Genomic DNA, 21,678 nt, shown 5'->3' on the forward strand with positions numbered 1-21,678 from the left:
GATCACGATGAAGCTTAAGAACAACCTGAACAGGTCCAAGCCTGTGAAGAGATTCGCGCTTGCGAACGGGGCCGCGAGTGTAAACATACCGGTCCCTACGAACAAGTCCGCGCCCGTGTGCGGGTCTACGTCTGAGCGCAGATTCCTAGCTGAGTGCGCGTGCACCTGGCCGGGGCCGGCTTCGTCCCACGCGCCGGTACTCAGTAGATGCTTCGGTGTCTTACTTGCAGTCACCGGTCTCCTCGTTGTCGCTCTGCTCCTGAGCGTCTCCCCGACTGCTACGTTTGCCGCATGCCCCGAGGGCGATTGCGACCAAAGCTGCACGATTTGGAAGAATGCAGGCAGCTATGCCTACTGGTATCCTTACCTCCAAAGGTGGGCCGATAGCGACCTGCCTGTCACATACTACATCAACCAGAATGGGGCGTCCCTCTGCACGGGGAATGAGTTCAATGCCGTGCAGAGGGCGCTCACCAATTGGGAAAACGTCCTGACGGCCTATTGGGCCGGGTGCTACGGTGGCGTCACGGACAAGGACTCCGGGGCCTACCCTGAACCCGTGCAAAAGGACGGATTCAACGTCGTCTCGTGGGAAGACATGGGAAACGCCGCCCCGCTCACGTACGGCCTTGCGCACTGGTGGTGGGACGCGCAGAACTATAATTATGAATGTGACATCACGTTCAACGACAACGCGGCAGTGCCCTGGTCTGCTTTGCGGGCTGATTCCTGCCTGCGTGGCAAATACGACCTCGAGAGCGTGGCTACGCACGAATTCGGCCACTGGATGAGCTTCGGGCATTCGTGCGACACAAAGGCCACCATGTACTGTTTTAGTGATTCCAACGAAACGCACAAACGCACTCTGAACGAATGTGATGTGTCTGCCATGCACTGGCGATATCCCCAGAGCAGTGGCGCACCAAAACCGCAACCCGGTTGCTGGCCCGTGCTTTTTGACGATCATGTGAGCTCCAATCCTGCGCTCGGAGACATTAACAGAGACGGTGTGGAGGAGGTCGTGTTCGCAACGTACGACAGTACGCTGCACGTTCTGGACGGCAGGGGGAAGGAGCTCGACCACTGGCCGCAGAAGGTCGGCGCAGAAATCAGCGGTTCTTCGCCGGCTCTCGGCGACGTGGATGGTGACGGGTGGCTAGAGATTGCTATAGGCGCGGACAATGACAGCCTCTACGTGTTCAAGCATAATGGCGCGCGCGCCGCCAACTGGCCGCGAGCCGCGGGATCCGGAGTCAGTACGACGCCGAGCATCGCCGATTTGAACAAAGACGGGTTCGTGGACATCGTCTGTGTGACGGACTCCGTCTACGCCTGGAGAGGTAGCGACGCCTCGAAGTTGACCGGTTGGCCGGTGTACGCGGGGGGACTTGTCTCGCGGGCCGCGCCCGCTCTGGCGGATCTTAACGGCGACGACAGCCTTGAGGTCGTAGTCCCTGGAGGCAACCATAAGATCTATGCGTTCAAGCCTCATGGCGCAAGCCTCACAGGTTGGCCCGCTTCGCTTAGCCGCACGCCAGACGAAGCCGTTGCCATCGGAGACATCGACGGTGATGGCAGCTACGAAGTAGTATCAACTGCAAAGTACGACAGTGTGTACGCCTGGAATGCGAACGGAAGCCGGTGCGCGGGCTGGCCCGTCTACGTTACGGCGACTGTGGGCTACTCCGCGCCGAGCCTCGGTAATCTTGATGCTGACGCGGCTCTCGAGGTGGTCTTCGGGAGCGACAGCGACACTCTGTTCGCCTTCAACGGAGACGGGACGAAGCTGGCGGCCGGCTGGCCGGTACGCGTCGAGGGCAAGGTGCGCGGCTCCGCGGTCATCGCCGATGTTGACGGGGATAACGCCTACGAGGTCGTCGCCGCGACGGACCAGGGCAACATCTACGCCGTGAATGGCGACGGTACGTGGGTCTCGGGCTGGCCAGTACAGTTTGGCGCACTCGCCGACCGTGCGCCGGCCATAGGTGATATTGACGGTAACAACAAGCTCGACCTGGTGGTCGCCGACGCGGCGTCTCAGGAGATGTTTGCGTTCACCTTGGGCACGGTACCCACGGAAGCCAGGTACGAATGGCGCATGTACGCACATGACTGGAACCGCACTTCGTGTTACGGGTTCACACCCACGGCGCCGACCACGTGGTTGTTCTCGGATGCAATCGTGGACTTCGGTTACTGGGAACGCTTCGGAGCCGGTGGCGCCGGCATAGACCTCTCGACGTATTCGATGAGTTCGCCCTACAGCATGGGCGTGAGCGGCAGTTCGGCTCCTGGCGCATTCGCAAGTGCATATTCTGAGCTCATCAACGCTGATTTCTCCAGGCCGTACAGCGTTAAGTTCTGGTTTGCATATAGCGACTTCTATGAAGCGAACTGGCTCGTATTCGGACACGCCCGCCTGCGGTTGATGAACCAGGACTCACCGGTCATGGTGGACATCGCCGGCGACTGGTCGAACCTCGTCCCACTCGGCCCGCCGTTTGGTGCCCCCACCCCTCCATACGCGTACGCCGATTTCGAGATAAAGGTGGATCCGACAGTGCGGACGATTGAACTGTTGGTATTCGGCGCCTCCATGGGGGTAGTGCAGTATAATACGACGGTAGTTCCCAGTGACCGCATCTGGCTCGAGGACAGAGAGTACCCGGGTGCGTTTCTCACGGGATGGTATGACGACTTCGAGGTGCACGGATTCCTGCCGGTCGTGGCCGTGCAGCCAGAGACGCCTTCCACTCCACCGCTCGCGAATGTGCTTTATCAGAGCTACCCCAACCCGATGAATCCGATGGCGACGATCAAATACTCCGTCAAGGAATCCGGCAAGGTCGTGATCAAGATTTATGATGTTACTGGAAGGGTCGTCAAGGGACTGGTGAACGAAGAAAAGCAGGCTTCGCCGACCGCCTATTCGATCCCGTGGAATGGCACAGACGATTCCGGGCACCGCGTGGCAAGCGGAGTGTACTTCTGCAGAATGGAGGCAAAGAACTTCATCTCGGCAAAGAAAATCGTGTTGTTGCGGTAGATCGTACTATACACTGGCAAACACGATCAGCGCAGGGGGGCAATACGGGCGGAGGTGCTTTTACAACCATACTACTATTGTTAGCGCGGAGGACTAATGCTTGACGTAGACAGGAGAGAGTTTCTGAAGAAGCTGCTTGCCGGAGTGTCGCTTGCAGCTCTCGATTGGAATGCATTCCCGAAGGGCGCGAACGCTCAGGCGGGAAAAGGAGAATCTGAGGCGACGATGACTGCGGCTGGGAGCGGAAGCGCTCGGGCCGGAGAAAGCGCCTTCGACGCTATCATCATCGGTTCCGGTCTCGGCGGACTAAGCTGTGCCGCCGCTTTTGCCCGCCAAGGGTTCAAGCCACTCGTTCTGGAAAAGCACGACAAACCCGGCGGCTACGCTACGACGTTCAAGCGACCCGGGGGCTTCAGCTTCGACGTCTCCTTGCATTCCACGGTGGTGGGAGAAAGAGCGGGCATACACAATCTGATACCGGGATTTCCAGAGATCGCGGACATTGAATTTGTCCCTCACCCAAACCTCTATCGAGCAATCTTCCCTGACTACGATCTCCGCATGCCGCAGAAGGACATTCCCGCGTACGTCGCAATACTGGTCGGCCATTTTCCTGAGGAGAAGGAAGGTATTGAGGGGCTGTTCGGCGACATGAAGGGACTGGTCAGCGACCTTGAGAAGTACTCGGCAGCCCGAGGCAAGGTGGACATGGCCACGTTCCCCGCCGACTTCCCATATCTCTTCAAGAATTACAGCAGGACGTGGGGCCAGATGGTGGACTCCCGAATCAAGAGCCCGAAGCTCAAAGCGATTGTGTCCGTGATGTGGGGATACTACGGGCTTCCGCCCTCGAGACTCTCGACTTTTTACTACGCGCTTCCCACGATGAGCTATCTTGCCGAGGGCGGTTATTATCCGAAGGGGCAATCTCAGAAGATAAGCAATGCCTTCGTGGAGTTCATAGAAAAACGCGGCGGCAAGGTGGTTCTGGGGACGAAGGTCAGCGAGATTCTGGTAAAGGACCACGTGGCTCACGGAGTCAGAACCGCTGACGGGAAAGAATACGGCGCAAAGGTCGTCGTGTCCAACGCCAACGCGTACGACACGTTCCACACCATGATGAATGAGAGCGAGTATCTCAAGGATTACCTCGCCCGGATGGACACGTTCAGCGTGAGTCTTTCGAGCTTCCAGGTGTTCCTTGGGCTGAAGAAGGACCTCGTCGGCGGGCTTGGAATCACCGACACCGAGATCTTCTGCGAGCCGGGCTATGACCCCGAGGCCGCCTACGAGGACATGGTCAACGCAAAGGTTGAAGATGGTGGCTTCGGACTCATGCTCTACGACAACCTCTACAAAGGCTATTCGCCCCAGGGAAAGAACACACTCAACGTCTTGTCGCTCCAGGGGTACGACCACTGGAAACAATACGAGACCGACTATTTCAAGGGCGAGAAGACGGCCTACAGAAAAGAGAAGGAACGAATGGCCGACGTCCTGATCGACAGCGTGGAAAAAAGGCTCCTGCCGGGGCTACGGGCCGCGATTGAGGTCAAGGAGATCGGCACCCCTCTCACGAATCTGCGCTACACCGGCAACTACCGAGGCGCTGCCTACGGTTGGGATCAGACGCTGGACAATTCAGGCCAGAGTCGCCTGGGGCATTCGACTCCCATAAAGAACCTGTATCTTGCCGGGGCCTGGACCAGGCCCGGCCACGGCTACGGCGCCGTCATCCCGAGCGGCCTCGAGTGCTTCGGGGAGATTATGAAGAACTGGTGAGATTCTGCGGTTGGACGCGACAGGTACATCACCTCTTAAAGACACTTATCTGGAAACGTCATGAGCCGTAGTTAGCAGGCAAGAAGGCGAAATGATGGCTCCGATGGAGTTGGTTGATTCATCCCTGGAATGGCTCAGGCAAAACTATCGCCGTTTTCCTTTCGTCGTGGAGCGCGACATCGAATGGACTCTTCAGCAACATATGAACTCCGAGATCAAGAGCAACAATCTGCCCTATGCTATGTTCAGCAACTATCCCATGCTCCCTGGAAAACGCAGAAGCCGTTGCGCTGACCTAGTGATTCTGGATTCCGAGGGCTCTGTCGCAGTCGCTCTTGAGTTCAAGTATGAACCCTCTCATAAGAGACCGGATCTCTTGAGAAGCAAGTTTCCCGTCGTCTTCTGGGGCAAAGATGGAGTAGGGAAAGATCTGAACCGCATTCACGAGTACGTGGAAAACGGTAAGGCCAAGATCGCCCTATCGATATTCATTGATGAGGATGGCTCTTTTGCCCATCGCGAGCCACGTCCGGGCAGTCGCTGGATAGACTGGGGCGATGGCGTCCGGGTCCTGTACGCTCGAGTTGATAGGCAGACGTGAAATACAATTCGCCTGCTGACATGTGGCTGGAGCAGACGGAGAACCCCACCGCTCAGCCGCGCCGTTCGCCAGACATGGCGGGCGTGGCTCAAGGAAAGTCATACGATGTGAGAAACAGGTTTGACCACACTCTACAGTTCAAGGTGACGCTCAAGGAGGTCAAGCCTCCAGTCTGGCGACGGATCCAGGTCCCGTGTACCTATACCTTCTGGGACCTGCACGTCGCCATACAAGATGCCATGGGTTGGCTTGATTACCATCTGCACGCGTTCAAGTTGCGGGCCCCCACCACTGGAATACTCCTGGAGATAGGGATTCCTTCCGAAGATGATTTCGCAGATGAACCCGTTGTTCTTCCCGGCTGGGACATCCCAGTTGCACGCTTCCTAACGCTGGCTGACCGAAAAGCCGACTATCTGTACGACTTTGGAGATGGCTGGGAGCATGCCATCGTTCTTGAGAAGGTCGGTCCGCGCGATTCCTCGTTGCATTATCCCGTTTGTGTTGCCGGCCGACGTGCGTGCCCGCCGGAGGATTGCGGCGGGTCGTGGGGATACAAGGAATTGCTCGAGGCGCTGGCCGATCCCAATCATGAAGAGCATGACAGATTATCGACTTGGGTGGGAGGGTCGTTTGATCCGGAAGAGTTCGAGGCAGCTTCTGTACGCTTCGAGGACCCAGAGGAGCGATGGAAGTGCGCATTCTTGGACGGGCAATAGAGGTGGCGTGTTTTCGTAGGCCGCCGAACACCGGCGTGCTGCTGGCGCAATGCCGCCAGTCGAGTCGCATCTGCCACAGAACTTTGCCCCGCCGCAGCTGATGCCGATTGCGTTAGATGCAAGAGAGCATTCTGGTCGCTTTGAGGTACAGACTCAGATGAAGAGAAGATCAACCACGGCTATCTCAATCTTGTTGTTAGTGTTTGGATTTTTCGGAACAATTGGATCCAGTATGGACCTCGTACTAGATTCCCGCAGTGAAATTGCAATAGCCCTAGGAACAATCTGGCGACTATTCTCCTTTATCTGCCTACTGAACAGCTTGGCTCTTCTTGGTTCTGGTTGGCTAATGTACACGCGGAATAGGCACACATCAGAAGGTGTCGCTATCACCTTATCATTAACAATTGTCCGCACAATGTACCATATGGGAATTGTCATTCCCGCACGTCAGAACTTAATAGATGACACTGCACGTATCTTTGGAAATTACCTGGGTAGCGGAATTGCGTCACTCGTGGTTCTGGTCTGTTACGTAGGTATCATCAGTTATCTCCGAACTGAGCATAGCAGAAAGGAATTTCATTCTGCGTAGAGGAGATGTCAAGGTTCTGGCTGTCTGGGGGGAATAGTATGAGCGCTGATATCTCAAAGAAGATAGTGTTAGGGATTGTAGTGTTTCTCGGAGGGCTTTTGTTATGGGCAATTTTGAAGAGGGCGCTCCTGTCTCTTGGAAACGCATGGGTCGGGTTTATTGCTGGATTGCTATTTTGGGTGGGGTTCGCGTATCTATTTTCTAAAGCAACTGGTTGGCCCTTCTCTCATGAAAGGAAAAAGTGACTTCCACCTAACGAACCACTCAACCAAGCGGTTCGATTCGCTCCACTTGCACACCACCGGTCAACTCAAGCCGTTGGATGCCGAAGCAGGGTAGATCATGACCGACAGGGAATTCGAACAATATAGAAGAGAGCTACTTGAGTACAATCGCGAGACGATCCATCTCTTGTCCAACCACAAGAAGTCCGAACGCGAGCGGTGCGTCTGTGCCGTCTTCCTCCGATGTCTCGGTGTAGATCTCACGGTTGCAGAGCTTGTATCCGTACCTCAGCATCTAACCAGCTGCTTGCCTGGCACGGCATTTTGACGTCTTGACATAATAACGCTATGATGCTATACTCTCTCATGGAGGTGTTTCTCATGAGTGAGCTTGCTAAGCGTTCAACGGTCTACTTCAGACCAGATCTTCACCGCGCCCTGCGCATCAAGGCAATTCACACACAGCGCAGCTTGTCCGATCTCGTAAACGATGCTGTTCAGATGGCACTTCGGGAGGACGAAGAGGACCTCGAGGCCTTCCGTGAGCGCGCGCATGAGCCTACGCTAAGTTACGAAGAACTGCTCAGAGACTTGAAGGCGCATGGGAAGATATAGGCTGGTCTTCAGGAAATCGGTCGCAAAGGATCTTCGGCGGGTTCCCAACAAGGATGTTGCTCGTATTCTCAAGTGTTTCAAGGCACTTGAAAACGATCCGCGGGGGCCGGGATGTGAGAAGCTGTCGGAGCAAGAAAGATATCGAGTCCGTGTTGGTGTTTATCGTATTGTCTACCAGATCAAGGACGACTTGCTTGTGGTTGTCGTGGTGAAGATCGGCCACCGGCGCGACGTTTACAGAAGCAGCTAATCAGCGGCTGGCGCTGATGGAAAAAGCCCCACCGCGCCACTCTGCCTGCCGCAGCGAAGATCTACTTCACAAATGGACGTCCAAATGATTAAGTGTGACTGCACTGAGTTGCCTTGGCGCTTTCACAGGAGTTCTTCAAGTCTATTGTCGTTCGCGGGAGTTTATGGGCAATCCGGGGGGCGTTGCATGGTACGCAGACAGTTTTCCGGCCTTGCCCCGCGCCCCTCTCTTGTGCTATCTTCTTTCCGTTTATACTGTTGATATAACAGCGAGCAATTCATTGATAAGGCAATAAGCAATTCAGGAAGGGGGTTCTCACCATGCCCGTGTTCTGGATAGTAGTCGTCGCTCTTGCCGCCGGCCTTTTTGTGCTTTGGGCCTTGAACTACCGAAAGGTCGGCCCGAACGAGGCCCTCATAATCTCCGGAGGAAGAAGGCACACGATTGTCGAACCTGACGGCACGAAGAGGACCGTCGGCTATAGAGTCCAGATAGGCGGCGGCACGTTCATAATGCCGCTCGTTGAAAGAGCGCAGGTGCTGCCGCTCGATATTTTCCCCATTTCTCTGAAGGTCGAGGACGTTTTAACCGGCCAGGGCGTGCTGATAACTGCCGAAGCACAGGGGCAGGTGAGAGTCGCGGACGACGAACACTCAATAAGGCTTGCTGCCCAGCAGTTTCTTACTGCGGGAGCCGACGGGATTAAGTCGGTTTCATCTGATGTGCTCGAGGGACATTTCCGCGCCATGCTGGGTATGATGTCCGTCGAGGAAATATACCAGCACAGGGAAGAATTCGCCGACCGCGTGGAAAAGGCTGCCTCCGAGGATTTCTCACGCATGGGGCTCTCGCTCGTTTCTTTTTCCATGAAGGACATCAGCGACAAGCAAGGATACATCGAGGCTCTCGGTGCGCCTAAGATCGCTCAGGTGAAAAGAGACGCCTCCGTCGCCCAGGCGGAAACAGAAAAAGATGCCGCCATCAAGGCCGCTATCTCCAAGAAAGAGGGAGACGTCGTGCGGCTCCAGGCCGAGGTTGAGATCGCAGCGGCAACGCGAGATTTTGAGACGAAGCGCGCGGAGTTCCAGGCGACAGTCAACCAGAAGCGTGCCCGGGCAGACCTATCCTATGAGCTCGAGAGATTCAAGATGACTCAGGAGCTCAAGAAGGAAGAGGCAGAGGTTAAGTTAATAGAGAAAGAGAAATCAATCGAGCTCGAAACGAAGGAGATTGCGAGGAGAGAGAAGGAACTAGAGGCGACCGTGAGGAAACCGGCCGAGGCCATGGCGTTCCAGGCGAAGATGGAGGCAGAGGCAGAGGCTTACCAGAAAGAACTCGAAGCCAAGGGAAGAGCCGCGGGCATCAGGCTTCAGGGTGCGGCCGAGGCCGAAGCGATGGCTGCAAAGGGCGAAGCCGAAGCCAGGACCATGCTGAGAAAGGCGGAGTCCTGGTCCAAGTATAACGAGGCCGCCATCTACGAAACTTACATGAAAACTCTGCCCGATCTTGCCAAGGCGGTGTCCGAGCCTCTATCCAAAGTCGAGAAGATCGTACTTGTGGGTTCCGGCGATGCGAGCGCCGCATCGCAGATTACCGGCCAGGTTGCAACCATCATCGCTCAGCTTCCGACGATCATCGAGTCTCTGACCGGGACTGACATAAAGACGTTTCTCTCGAACCTGCCACGCTCTCGCCAACTGAAGGAAGCCGGAAAGGAATCCAAGGAATCCTCCGAAAGCTCCAAGGGCAAGAGCGGAGGAATGATAGACTGAGCAAGCCGCAGAAGTTACTGCTGTAAGCTTTGGACGTACTGCGTCGGCAGTAGTGATTGCACCGACAACCTACTGCGCCGTTAGCACTGACCGCACTCAGCAGGTTATTGGAATATGGCAGATCCTTCAGAACTGTTGGCTGAGCGAGTAAATCGCATCGGGCTTTCCCCGACGCTCCGCATAGGGGCGACCGCCCTCGCCATGAAGGCCGAGGGCATCAATGTGATCGACTTCAGCGTCGGCGAGCCCGACTTCCCCACGCCGAAGAACGTGAAGGAAGCCGGCAAACGTGCAATCGACGCCGACTTCACCAAGTACACGGCCAACGACGGCATCGCGGACTTAAAGCGCGCGATCATCGAAAAGCTGAGACGCGACAACGGGCTGGATTACAAGCTCGACGAAATAATCGTCTCGCCCGGCGCCAAGTGCAGCCTCTACCACATCTCGGTTGCGCTCTTCAACGAAGGCGAAGACGTCATCATTCCAGTCCCCTACTGGGTTTCCTACCCCGACCAGGTGAGGCTCGCGAAGGCGAATCCCATTTTCGTGCGCACGAGAGAGGAGAACGGCTTCCGTCTGACGCCGCAGGACCTGAGAGCCGCGCTCACGTTCAACACGAAAGCGCTCATACTCAACTATCCCTGCAATCCGAGCGGCGCCACGTACACGCGGGACGACCTCGAGGCGATTGCCGAAGTCGCAGTCAAGGAAGGGCTTCTCGTCATTGCAGACGAAATCTACGAGAAGCTGGTCTACGACGGTTTCAGGTTCGTGAGCATCGCTTCTCTCAATGACAGGATAAAGAAGCAGTGCATAGTCGTTAACGGCGTCTCGAAGGCATATTCGATGACCGGCTGGCGAATCGGCTACGCGGCGGGGCCCAAAGAGATAATCGCCGCGATGTCAAAGATCCAGAGTCACAACACGTCGAACGCGACTTCGATCTCGCAGATGGCGACATTGGAAGCCCTTCGGGGCTCGCAGCTCGAAATCCCGCGCATGGTATCGGAGTTCCATCGCCGCAGGAATTACATGGTTCAGCGTCTGCGCGCGATTCCGGGCGTCTCTTGTTTTGAGCCGAAGGGCGCGTTCTATCTCTTCCCGAACGTCTCCTACTACTTTGACCGACAGTTTCATGGGGCACCCGTCAGAAACTCGTACGGCTTGTCTTACTACCTTCTCAAAGAGGCGAAAGTGGCCGTTGTTCCCGGCGAAGCCTTCGGCGCCGAGGGGCACATCAGGCTTTCCTACGCTACGTCGATGAAAAACATCGAAGAAGGAATGCATAGAATCGCCGACGCCCTCGCGGCGCTGGAAGCTCCCAAGAAAGTGAAGCCGCTCGAGCTCAACAACGTAACCACGAAGGTCAGGAAGTACGTCGAGACGGAGCTGGTGAGCGGCCTCGATCTCAGGAACGCGCTCGTTGCGGAATCCGACGCGCATCTCAAGTACGACAACTACTTCGAATGGAATGCCAGCATCTCTGGCGTGATAATACAGCTCCGCACGAATAGCCCTCATTTCTCGGATTTCTGGGCGGAGAACTGGTACCCCGCTCAGCTCGAAGCAGACATTGAACCTCACGCCATCATCTACGGTGTGAAAGACGTGACCGGCAGAGAAGCGCGCACTTTCTACAACTCGGATTCCCACACCGGTTTTGTTTTCAATACCGCGTTCTACGGCCAACTGAGGAGCCTCGCCATCGGCATGCTGGCCGACGTTTCGGAAAAAACGTCCGGCCTTCATTGCGTCCATGCTTCGGCAATCGACGTCGGCGGTTCGGGGATTCTTCTTATGGGACCACCGCGAGTCGGGAAATTCACGCACCTTGCAGGTCTTCTCAAGGCTAACGGGGCCAGACTGGCGGCGATTGACTTCGTTTGCCTCAGGTACCTTGAGAGGGAGGTTCTGGCCGACGTCCCCGAGAGAAAGTTCTACGTCAGAACCAACTCCGTGGAGAAGATGCCGCAGCTCGCAAGGCTTTTTGACAAGAGCAAGCTCGAGAACGTCGTCACGAAGAGAGACGAGTGCACGCACGAGTTTTGCCCCGACGTCGATTCTTGCAGGATCGACAGAGGAGAGGGCTATTGCTACGCGGCTTCGCGCGATTCGAGGGCCATGCTCGACCCGTACTGGATCGGGGGCACTTCAGGACACGTGAAGCGCACTTCAGTCAAGATTCTCGTGATTCTGTGCCGCGACGCGGTTTCCCCCGCGGTTAGAAAGCTCGAAGCGGACGAGGCCCTCAGGCTGCTCGAAGAGGGCAACTTCGCTTCCGGAACGGGGCCCATGCGGGCGCAGCCGTTTCTCAATCCAAACCTTCTCGTCAGAAGCTCCGACAGATTCCAGCTACAGAGATTCCTCTTCAGCAGGCTTCTCAAAGCAGTTCCCTGCTACGTAGTGAATACGGGGGCGGGTTCGCCTGAAAGCATTCAGGAGAAGATAAGGGAACTGGCGGAAAAGGCTCCGAGGTAAGTTATTCGTGCTTTCCAGCTACATACTTCCCATTCTCCGTACGGCCGATCATGACACCGCACTTGAGCATCTTGGAGCCGTAGTAGGGATTCCCTATCGTGTTCGTATCCTGTAGCCAGCTCTCCTTGGCCATGTCGCAGTAGAAGCTGTAGACCGGCGCGCTACACCCGTAGCTCTTGACGTATGCAAGGACGCTACGCGAGAGCCCCTTGAAGCTCTCACGTGCAGACTCGAGGCTGCCGGTCTTCATTGCGGACGCCGCCTTCTCGATGTCCTTTAGCGCGGTGATCTGTCCTGCGAGGGCACCGTTCTTCGAGGAGCTTGCAAGGCCCTTCCGAAACTTCCCGGTCTCGCCGGCGAGAGTCTTTGAAAGCTTGTCCAGCCCCTTCATCTTGTCCTGGGCGAGGAGGCTTCTCATCTCAAAGTAGGATGCCAGGAAGCAGGATGAACCCTGAACTTGCCCAACCGCACTGGCGGCTGAAACTCCCTGTGCTTTGCCCGCGGTTGAAGTCCCCTGCATCGGGCAAGTTGTCGAACCTCCCTGCGTTTTACCTGTCACTGAAGTTCCTTGCATCGGGCAAGCGCTTGACTTGCTGCCACATGACGTTCCGCACGCCTTCGAGCACCCGGCCCAGACCGGAAAGGCAACCGTAGCCAAGAGGACAGCCGTAATAGCGAGAGCGACAATCAAAACCAGCCTGAACCTGTTCACGTTTTTCCTCCTTAGTACCTCAGACCACGAAATCCACAATGAACGAGTCACTTGTTCTCGGACACGCCGCCCGGCGCGAACCCTCAGGGGTTGCACGGGCGTATAAGGACCGGTCGCCGGGGTTGTCGAGCTCTGGTTGCGTCGGGGCATTCTCCACGAGCGTCCGCTCCACCGCAGTTGTCTCCCCTTCTGTTCCTGAGCGGCTGCTCGTGGTCCCAGTAACCGGTCCTTAATCCTCTCACTCACCCAACGAAATCTTCGACACTTTAAGCGTCCCCCTCCTCACTTCTCTTTCTTTCGTCAGAGCAAAGATTACCGGCGTAACGAGAAGCACGTGGGCTGCAGACGTAAGGAGCCCCCCCAGCAAAGGCGCTGCGATCGGCTTCATGACGTCCGCGCCGGTTCCGGTCGCCCACATCACGGGCACGAGGCCGAGAAGCGTGGTCGCAACGGTCATTAGCTTCGGCCTCAGCCTCAAGACGGAACCTTCTCTAATCGCGTCATATAGCTCCGGTATGCCGATTTGTTCCGATCCCGCCGGCCTCTGGCGTAGCCTTCGTTCCAGTGCCTCATGCAAATACACCGTCATCACCACGCCGGTTTCCACCGCGACACCGAAAAGAGCGATGAAACCCACCCACACTGCGACGGACCAGTTGTATCCGAGAAGTTTCATGAACACTACACCACCCGTGAGCGCAAACGGCACTGACAGCATCACGATGGCGGCCTCTGATGCCGAGTGATAGACGAAGTAAAGCAGGATGAATATCATCACTAAGACCAGCGGCATCATTATGAGAAGACTTCTCTTCGCGCGTATCTGGTTTTCCCACTGCCCAGACCATTCGATGTAGTAGCCCGGGGGCAGTTTGAGTTTCTTGTCCAACGCTGCCTTCGCCTCCTCGACAAAGCTGCCCATGTCTCTACCCCTCACGTTGAGAAAAACGATCGACCGGGGAAGACTGTGTTCCGTGGCTATCATGGCCGGGCCTGGCCGCTCCATCACTCTCGCAACTTGTTCGAGCGGAATCTGAGCTCCGCTCGGGGTCATGACGAGAATCCGCTTCAGCTTCTCGGGTGAATCGCGGAACTCGCGCGCGTACCGCACGCGGACCGGAAAGCGTTCTTTCCCTTCCACGGTCGTAGTCACATTCATTCCGCCGGAAGCCATTTCAATGACGTCGGTGACGTCCTGTACCCTCAGGCCGTAGCGGGCGATGGCTTCTCTATCAACGTCTATGTCGATGTAGTTTCCTCCCAGATTTCGCTCGGCGAAGAGATCGGCCGCGCCGCGGACGTTGCGGAGAATCTCTTCCGACGTGACGGCGAGATGCTCGAGCATTCCGAGGTCTTCGCCGTAGATTTTCACACCCAGATCGGTTCGCACACCCGTGGCAAGCATGTTTATTCTATTGATGATTGGCTGCGTCCAGCCGTTGGTCACGCCGGGTATTTGGAGCTTTCTGTCAAGCTCCGCAATTATGTCCTCTCTCGTCATCCCCTTCCGCCACTGAGACTTGGGCTTGAGCAAGATAATTGTCTCGATCATGGAAACCGGAGCGGGATCGGTCGCCGTCTCGGCCCTGCCTACCTTTCCGAGGACGAGTTTCACCTCGGGGAGACTCTTTATGATCTTGTCCTGGACCTGAACGATGCGCTTCACCTCGGTTATGGAAGCGTTCGGCAGTGTCGTCGGCATGAAAAGAAGCGAGCCCTCATCCAGTGCGGGCATGAATTCCCGGCCGATGCTCATAGCCAGAAGGCCGGTACCGACAAGAATCAGCGCGCTGGCCACGAGTACCGCTCGCTTGTGGTTGAGCGCGAAATTGAGAAGAGGTCTGTACGCTCGTATCAAGAAAGTCGAAATCGGATTCTGTGATTCGGGGCGAAGCTTCCCTCTGAGGAAGAACGTCGCGAGAACGGGAACGATGGTTATGGCGAGTATTGCGCCCGCGGCCATTGCGCCCGTCTTTGTCATCGCAAGCGGGAAGAAGAGCTTTCCTTCCTGACCCGTCAAGAGAAACACGGGCAAGAAGGAAAGAACAATTATCAGGACCGAGAAGAAGATGGGCCTGCCGACCGTCTTACAGGCTCTGTAGACCGTCTCGACTATGTTTTTCCTGTCTTCGTCCGTTCCCTCGGAAAGGTGACGGTACGCGTTTTCCACGACCACGATTCCGGCGTCCACAAGCGCCCCTATCGCGATTGCAATTCCGCCGAGACTCATTATGTTCGACGTCACTCGGAAGTGATACATGATGATGAACGAAATGAGGACGGCCAGAGGAAGAGTCAGGATGACCACGAGAGAGCTTCTAAAGTGAAGAAGGAAGAGAAAGATCACAATGCTGACGATGAGCATTTCTTCCTTGAGTGCCTTCTCCAGCGTGTGGACGGCGGCCTTTATGAGGTCAGACCTGTCGTACGCCATCTTGACTTCGACGCCCGGCGGAAGCCCACGCGAGAGCTCTTTGATCTTTTCTTTCACCCTGCCTATCACGGCCTTGGCGTTCTCGCCGTAGCGCATCACGATTATGCCGCCGACGACTTCGCCTTCACCGTTCTTGTCCAGAAGCCCGCGCCTGATTTCTCCGCCCATCTGGAGATTGGCAACGTCCTTGAGGTAGACGGGGATGCCCGTTTCCGAGGCTCTGATGACTACGTTTTCCAGGTCCCCCCTGGTCTTGACGTAACCGAGGCCTCTTATCAGGTATTCCATGGAGCCGCGCTCGATCAGACCGCCCCCGACGTCTACGTTAGAACGTTTGACCGCTTCCATTACGTCCATCGTGGAAACGTTGAGCGAAGCCATCCTCGTGGGGTCGAGTTCGATTTGGTATTGCTTCACGAATCCGCCGATTGATGCGACTTCCGCAACTCCGGGCACGGTGTTGAGCGCATATCGGAGGTACCAATCCTGAACGGCGCGCAGCTCTCCGAGATCGTAGCCACGACCCTCGACCGTGTACCAGTACACGTGACCCACGCCCGTGCCGTCCGGGCCGAGCACAACCTTTGCATCCGAAGGAAGACCGCTCACGGTTGCGAGTTTTTCGAGAACGCGAGAACGGGCCCAATAGACATCAACGTCGTCTTTGAAGATGATGTAGATCATCGAAAGACCAAACATGGTCTGCGATCTCACCGCCTTCACGTGCGGCAACCCCTGGAACGTCGTAGTGAGCGGATATGTGATCTGGTCTTGCACGATCTGAGGGGCGCGGCCCATCCAGTCCACCATGACGATGACCTGGTTGTCCGACAGGTCGGGTATCGCGTCCACTGGAGTCCTGGACAATGCCCACACGCCCCACACCGCCACCAAAAGGAAAAAGACGATGACGATGAGACGGTTGTCGAGGCTATATCTGATGATCTTCTCTACCATTGACGTTCTCTACCCTTAGCTCTCTCTACCGGTTAGCGCTCGCGTGGCCGGCATGCGCCGCTTGCCCGACGGATTTTATCTTCGCGTCTGAATCAATGAGGTAGCCGCCGGAGACGACCACCATCTCACCGGGATTAATGCCGGAGTAGATGGGCACTCGCCCCCCCTCTGCAGCTCCGGCAATGACGTTACGCGCCGCGAAACGGCCTGGCGCCACTTCCACGTAAACAACCTGACTTTCACCCAGATGAAGCACGGCGTCTTCGGGAAGAAGCACTACTTGTTTCTCCTGGCTTTGAACCAACCGCACTTCGACGTACATCTCCGGCCTCAACTTCATGGCTGGATTTGGAATTGTCATCCTGAAAGGAAGGCTCCGCGTCGCCGTGTCAAGAACGGGGGAAATCCAACTTATCGTCCCCACGAGTTTCTCGCCTGGATAAGCGGGAGTGGTCGCCTCAACGTCGTCGCCCAGATGGAGTCGTCCGATGTCTGTCTCATACGCGACCCCCTCAACCCATACGCTGGAAAGATCCACGACATCGTAGGCGTCCATCCCGGGCATCATCCACTGGCCCTGTTTTGCCATCTTCTCTACGACAACACCGGATATGGGACTCGTTACGGTTACGAGATCCGAAGGAACGGTTCCAAGTTTGATGCCGTCTATTTGACTCTCGGAGAGACCAAGGGACTTGAGTTTTGACTTGGCCGCGCCCACCAGCACGTCTCGATCTTGACCCAGAGATTCGTGGGCGAGCAGCAGTTCTCTCTTCGCAGCGCCGATGTCGGGGCTATAGTATTCAAAAAGAGGTTCCCCCTTTCGCACCCTCTCTCCGGTTGTTGAGACGTAGAGCTTCTCAACCCTTCCCATGGCCTTGAGCGCCACCCTCACGTCGTTACCTTCAACGGCAACAACGCGGCCAGGCAGCGCGAGCACGTTCTTGTGGTCACCAATCTCAGCAGGAGCCACTGCCACGTTTGCCATGATTTCCTGCGAAGGGCTCAACGAAACCGTGCCGGCAAGACTGTCCGCAGAACCGTTCGCCCCCGTCTCGCCGGCACCACCCGGTATCTCTGAGCGATCTTCTCCATGACCTGCCGCCATTGAGCGGTCCTCGCCCTGGCTGGGCTCAACGGTTCTCTTCACGAGCTTCATGCCGCAGATCGGACAATCGCCTGGATGATCCTGGACTACCTGCGGATGCATGGGGCACACGTAGAGTTCTTGCGATTTGGCGTCTGAAGTCCGCATGCTGGCAAGGGCGAACCAAAAGCAGATTGCCACGATCGCAACCACTGCTATCCCCATGATTACCTGAGTCTTTCTTGAGAAGCGTCTCATGTTTTTCTCACTCCTTGTGGAAGAACCCTTCAAGGAAAAACCTTTCCAATCGCGCCCTCGATCTCCGCCTTCTTCATGAGATAGTCCGCCGCCTCCATTGCCGCCTCCATGCGGAGCATTGACACGGACATGCGAACGTTATTTAGATTCATCCAGGGCAATCTGCCCGCCCGGTAATCAATAATCGCCGCTCTGTACGCCATCCTCGCGGGAACGAGAAGAGAATCTCTGGTGATCTTGAATTGTTGCGCCAGAGACTGCGCCTCCAGATACATTTGTTGAAGATCGGAAAGGAGCTCGATTCTTTCGTTCGCCAGGTTTGCTTTCGTTCTTTCGAGATGAGCCGTTCGCTCCGCAATCTGAGCGTTTTGATTTCCACCTGCCCACAAAGGAATCGGAAAACTGAGTTCAATCGAAACCCTGCCTTCCCTGTTCATCCATCCGAAAGTCCCAGGCTCACCCGGCACCTCATCGAGCATTCGGCCGCCAAAGCCATAGCGCGCGCCGACCGTAATGTCTGGGAAATAGGCAAGCCTTGCCTGTTTGCGTTCGAGATAGGCAACGATAGAGTCGGCCCTCATGGCTTTGAGTGTCGGTCCGTTTTGAGCCTGGGCGATCAGGCCATCGACTTCGGGCAGTGAACCCAGGTCAGAGGGAAGCTCGGGGTCCGCGAGGCCCTGAGCAGTAGTTCTTCCAATTGCCTGTGCGAGTTCGACTCTCGTCTGGTCGATCTGGCTCTGGAGAGACACCAGCTCGCGAGCCGATCTGGTCCGCTCTACCCTGGCCTGCACAAAATTGGCCTGGCTTTCCATGCCAGACGATAGTGCAATCCCTGTTGCCGTGAGTGCCTCATCGGCAAGGGCCAGTGTCTCTTCCAGAGCCTCTTTTTCTTGAAGCAAGCCGGCAAGCCTGAAATAGGCCATCGCCACCATCGTCCTTGTTCTCCAACGAGCCGCGTCGAGATTCTCGCGTGCTCCCTCCACTTCCTGCCGTGCCGCCTTTTTTCCGAGGGAGAACTTTCCGGGCCACGGGAGCGTTTGCATCAAGCCGACTTGCTTCTCAGTCATCGGATTTTTGTTGAGATCGAAGCTCGGTGCTGCGTCCATCACACCCAGCACAACCATCGGATTCATCCACGAGGATGCCATCCTTTCTCGCGCTCGAGCTTCCTTCACCATTGCTTCTTCCCCCAGGACTTCGGGGTGACCAGCGAGCGCCTCTGATATGTATGCAGAAAGAAGGCTGTCGCCGGGCCACGCGTAGGGTTCCTGGCGAGCCTCGGACTCAACGAGTCCTGAAGCTACAGGACTTAACGTCATCCCTGACAACGCGTTCCCCGATAACGCCATCCCTAGTAACGCCATTAGAAAGAATCCTAGTGTCACTGACTTCTTCATCTCACCAGAAAGGTGTTAACAACTTTCGTGCCAAACATTAGAGGTCCGTAATGCGTTGTCTATCAAAAGGTTACGGAACGAACGGGGTCGGCGGGTCAGTCTGACTGTACAATAGTACACAATCGCGTACAATGGTGTGTACTATTGTACAATACCGAGACAACTGGAGAATTTGCCTTGAAATTCCAATAGACAAGTGTACAATATTACGCATGGATCTCAGTGCGACGCCCAGATTCTCATCCAACTCATCGTCCGGCTCGTCTTCCAAGATAGTGATTCTCGCTGCCATAGTCTCGCTTACGCTCGCCGTCCACTATGGTTGGCTCGGCGGGCACACGCACGCCGGCCACAGTCCATTGCTGAAGGCCATACACGGCAGGTTGTGTTACATACCGATTGTCATTTCCGCAATCTGGTTCGGGCTTCGCGGCGGAATAACGTGCGCTCTCGTCATATCAACGGCAGTAATTCCCTACATTGTCCGCACGGCAACTCCTATGGGGGAACTCTCCGGCGAGCTGATCGAGATCGTCTTCTATTTTGCGATCGGCTCTCTCTCCGGAGCGCTCGTAGAACGCGAGAGGCTTCAGCGCAAGAGGATGCAGGTGGCCCAAGCCAGGCTTGAGCAATCGCAGAGGCTGTCGATGATGGGCCAGATGGCTGCGGGAGTGGCACACGAGATCAAGAACCCGCTTGCGTCAATCAAGGGCGCGGCGGGCATCCTCGCTGAGGGATTGGCGCCCGACTCTCCAAGACAGGAGTTCGCCGAAATAATAGGCAGGGAGGTGGGAAGGCTTAACGGCACCGTGCAGAATTTCCTCGATTTCGCACGGCCGCAGCCGTGTCAATTCTCTTTGGAGAGGCTGGGCGACATTCTTGCATCCACTCTGAGACAGATGGAACCTCAGATTGCCTCGGCGTCACTTACGCTCCAGTCAAACATTCCAAGCTTCGACGATCGTGTTTGGGCCGACCCGCAGAAGTTACGCCAGGTGTTCATCAACCTGATTCTTAACGCGATTGCTGCTACACCGCCAGGCGGCAAGATCATTGTTGAGCTTGGACAGACGACGAAAAATCGCGAGAGGTTTTGGGAAATACGGTTTTCTGACACGGGAAGCGGCATTGCGCCAGACAATATGGACAGAATCTTTGAGCCGTTTTTTACGCAGAAGACTACGGGGAGCGGTCTTGGGCTCGCCATAGTCAGGTCAATTATCGAAGAGCACAAAGGTCGAGTCGAAGCCGTGAGCGACCTCGGCCGGGGGGCGACGTTTACGATCCTGTTGCCTCTGCCGGCGGGATAGATACGGCGTAGTGTTGAGAGCGGGGACCGGCGTTTACGTTCGCGGAGGGAGATCAAGTGTCCTTCAGAATACTCGTAGCTGATGATGACGCGAGTCTGCGTCGCGTCATAGAATTCCGATTGCGACAGGAGGGCTACGAAATCGAAGCCGTGCCGGACGGAGCTCGGGCTCTGGAGCTTCTGAGGAACGAGCGTTTCGATTTGCTTCTCTCAGACATGAAGATGCCGGGACTCGACGGTCTTGAGCTCTTGACGCGGGCGTTGGAATTGGATCGAGGAATCAAGGTCATCCTGATAACGGCCTACGCGACCGTGCAGCAGGCCGTAGAGGCAGTGAAACTGGGCGCGTTCGATTACATCACGAAGCCATTCGAACAAGAAGAGCTCAGCTTGACCATCCAGAAGGCGCTCCGATTCAAACGTCTCGAGACTGAAAACCTCGAACTGAGAAGCCGCCTCGACGGCGTAGATTACTCCAAGGGAATCATTGGCGCTTCCGTTGCCATCAAGGAAGTACTGAATTTGGTGAGCAAGGTTGCTCCGACGGACGCCACCGTCCTCATAACGGGCGAGTCCGGCACCGGAAAGGAGCTGATTGCCAGAGCGATACACAAGACGAGCGCGAGGAGTACGAGTGAGTTTGTTCCCGTGAATTGCGCCGCGATTCCAAAGGAGCTCGTCGAGTCTGAGCTCTTTGGCCACGTCAGGGGGGCCTTTTCCGGCGCGATCAGGGACAAGAGGGGCAAGTTCCAGATCGCCGACGGCGGAACTGTCTTCCTTGATGAGATAGGCGAGCTCGGGCTGGGACTTCAGGCCAAGATACTCAGGGCATTGCAGGAACGGGTAATAGAGCCGGTCGGTTCGGAGAAGGCGGTCGCAGTGGACGTGCGCATAGTCGCAGCTACAAACACAAATCTCGAGCGAAAAGTCGCAGACGGAACATTCAGAGAGGATCTTTTCTACAGGCTCAACGTAATTCCGATATTCATCCCTCCTCTTCGTGAGAGGAAGGAGGACATACCGCTCTTTCTGAGGCACTTTGTTGAGAAGCTTGCCCCGGGGCAGAACATTCAATCCTCACCTGAACTTGTCGAGAGGCTCGCTGGCTACGATTGGCCCGGCAACGTACGAGAGCTCGAGAATCTTGTGGAGCGAATGATTGTAATGCGGCGTTCGCAGCTTCTGGACGAGAACGATTTACCCGACGATTTCGGAAGAACGATGCTCAGAAGAGACTCACCCCAGTTGCAGGAGCCCGTCTCATTGCACGAGGCCGAGAAAGAAGTCATACTCCGGGCGCTTCAGAGAAGCCGGTGGAACAAGTCCGAAACGGCGAGAATTCTGAAGGTTCCCAGGCACGTGCTTCTCTACAGAATGAAGACACACGGAATAGTGCGAAAACCGGACGCGAGCGAATAGCCCCTGCTCGGTGCGCGCCA

Annotated in this window: 16 protein-coding genes; 11 read left to right on the forward strand and 5 right to left on the reverse strand. The window is 56.2% G+C overall.

Translation table 11 applies throughout. From position 1 onward, the window contains the following. The first annotated feature begins 7 nt into the window (after positions 1-7). From NTX17_08005 to NTX17_08025, 5 genes are all read left to right on the forward strand, one after another. Positions 8-3,046 (forward strand): FG-GAP-like repeat-containing protein, encoded by a 3,039-nt coding sequence (locus NTX17_08005; GenBank protein MCX5801312.1) that lies wholly within the window; start codon positions 8-10, stop codon positions 3,044-3,046. A gap of 96 nt (positions 3,047-3,142) precedes the next feature. Next, positions 3,143-4,828, forward strand: a complete 1,686-nt coding sequence (locus NTX17_08010; protein ID MCX5801313.1) for an NAD(P)-binding protein — start codon at positions 3,143-3,145, stop codon at positions 4,826-4,828. Positions 4,829-4,919: 91 nt separating this feature from the next. Continuing rightward, on the forward strand, positions 4,920-5,429 hold the full coding sequence (locus NTX17_08015; GenBank protein ID MCX5801314.1) for a hypothetical protein: 510 nt from the start codon (positions 4,920-4,922) through the stop codon (positions 5,427-5,429). Then, positions 5,426-6,148, forward strand: coding sequence for a plasmid pRiA4b ORF-3 family protein (locus tag NTX17_08020; GenBank protein ID MCX5801315.1), 723 nt, complete (start codon positions 5,426-5,428; stop codon positions 6,146-6,148). Before NTX17_08015 ends, NTX17_08020 begins: the two co-directional genes overlap by 4 nt. A gap of 633 nt (positions 6,149-6,781) precedes the next feature. Then, positions 6,782-6,988 carry a hypothetical protein gene (locus NTX17_08025; protein ID MCX5801316.1) on the forward strand — a complete coding sequence of 69 codons (207 nt, stop codon included), beginning with the start codon at positions 6,782-6,784 and terminating at the stop codon, positions 6,986-6,988. A gap of 133 nt (positions 6,989-7,121) precedes the next feature. On the opposite strand, the gene NTX17_08030 is transcribed toward NTX17_08025, so the two are convergent. Further along, positions 7,122-7,262: a hypothetical protein gene (locus NTX17_08030; protein ID MCX5801317.1), complete on the reverse strand. Its 141-nt coding sequence runs from the start codon at positions 7,260-7,262 to the stop codon at positions 7,122-7,124. Positions 7,263-7,348: 86 nt separating this feature from the next. On the opposite strand from NTX17_08030, the gene NTX17_08035 reads away from it, so the two are divergent. From NTX17_08035 to NTX17_08050, 4 genes are all read left to right on the forward strand, one after another. Further along, positions 7,349-7,582, forward strand: coding sequence for a CopG family transcriptional regulator (locus NTX17_08035; protein ID MCX5801318.1), 234 nt, complete (start codon positions 7,349-7,351; stop codon positions 7,580-7,582). Next, positions 7,569-7,832: a type II toxin-antitoxin system RelE/ParE family toxin gene (locus NTX17_08040; protein MCX5801319.1), complete on the forward strand. Its 264-nt coding sequence runs from the start codon at positions 7,569-7,571 to the stop codon at positions 7,830-7,832. The genes NTX17_08035 and NTX17_08040 overlap by 14 nt, the downstream gene beginning before the upstream one ends. 320 nt (positions 7,833-8,152) lie before the next feature. Next, positions 8,153-9,604 (forward strand): SPFH domain-containing protein, encoded by a 1,452-nt coding sequence (locus tag NTX17_08045; GenBank protein ID MCX5801320.1) that lies wholly within the window; start codon positions 8,153-8,155, stop codon positions 9,602-9,604. A gap of 114 nt (positions 9,605-9,718) precedes the next feature. Continuing rightward, entirely contained in the window at positions 9,719-12,085 is a 2,367-nt protein-coding gene (locus NTX17_08050) for an aminotransferase class I/II-fold pyridoxal phosphate-dependent enzyme (GenBank protein MCX5801321.1), read from the forward strand. Position 12,086: 1 nt separating this feature from the next. Here NTX17_08050 and NTX17_08055 read toward each other — a convergent pair whose 3' ends face one another. From NTX17_08055 to NTX17_08070, 4 genes are all read right to left on the reverse strand, one after another. Further along, a complete protein-coding gene (locus tag NTX17_08055; protein ID MCX5801322.1) occupies positions 12,087-12,797 on the reverse strand; it encodes a hypothetical protein in 711 nt (236 codons plus the stop codon). Positions 12,798-13,035: 238 nt separating this feature from the next. Continuing rightward, the gene (locus NTX17_08060; GenBank protein MCX5801323.1) at positions 13,036-16,188 is read right to left on the reverse strand and encodes a CusA/CzcA family heavy metal efflux RND transporter; all 3,153 of its coding nucleotides are present in this window, start codon (positions 16,186-16,188) and stop codon (positions 13,036-13,038) included. Positions 16,189-16,213: 25 nt separating this feature from the next. Beyond that, positions 16,214-17,533, reverse strand: coding sequence for an efflux RND transporter periplasmic adaptor subunit (locus tag NTX17_08065; protein MCX5801324.1), 1,320 nt, complete (start codon positions 17,531-17,533; stop codon positions 16,214-16,216). A gap of 29 nt (positions 17,534-17,562) precedes the next feature. Continuing rightward, entirely contained in the window at positions 17,563-18,930 is a 1,368-nt protein-coding gene (locus NTX17_08070; protein ID MCX5801325.1) for a TolC family protein, read from the reverse strand. Positions 18,931-19,142: 212 nt separating this feature from the next. On the opposite strand from NTX17_08070, the gene NTX17_08075 reads away from it, so the two are divergent. After that, positions 19,143-20,240, forward strand: coding sequence for an ATP-binding protein (locus tag NTX17_08075; protein MCX5801326.1), 1,098 nt, complete (start codon positions 19,143-19,145; stop codon positions 20,238-20,240). Between the two features lie 56 nt (positions 20,241-20,296). Then, positions 20,297-21,658 carry a sigma-54 dependent transcriptional regulator gene (locus NTX17_08080; GenBank protein MCX5801327.1) on the forward strand — a complete coding sequence of 454 codons (1,362 nt, stop codon included), beginning with the start codon at positions 20,297-20,299 and terminating at the stop codon, positions 21,656-21,658. Positions 21,659-21,678 lie beyond the last annotated feature (20 nt).

Source organism: Candidatus Eisenbacteria bacterium (assembly GCA_026388185.1).
Classification (GTDB): domain Bacteria; phylum Eisenbacteria; class RBG-16-71-46; order JAFGJU01; family JAFGJU01; genus JAPLKG01.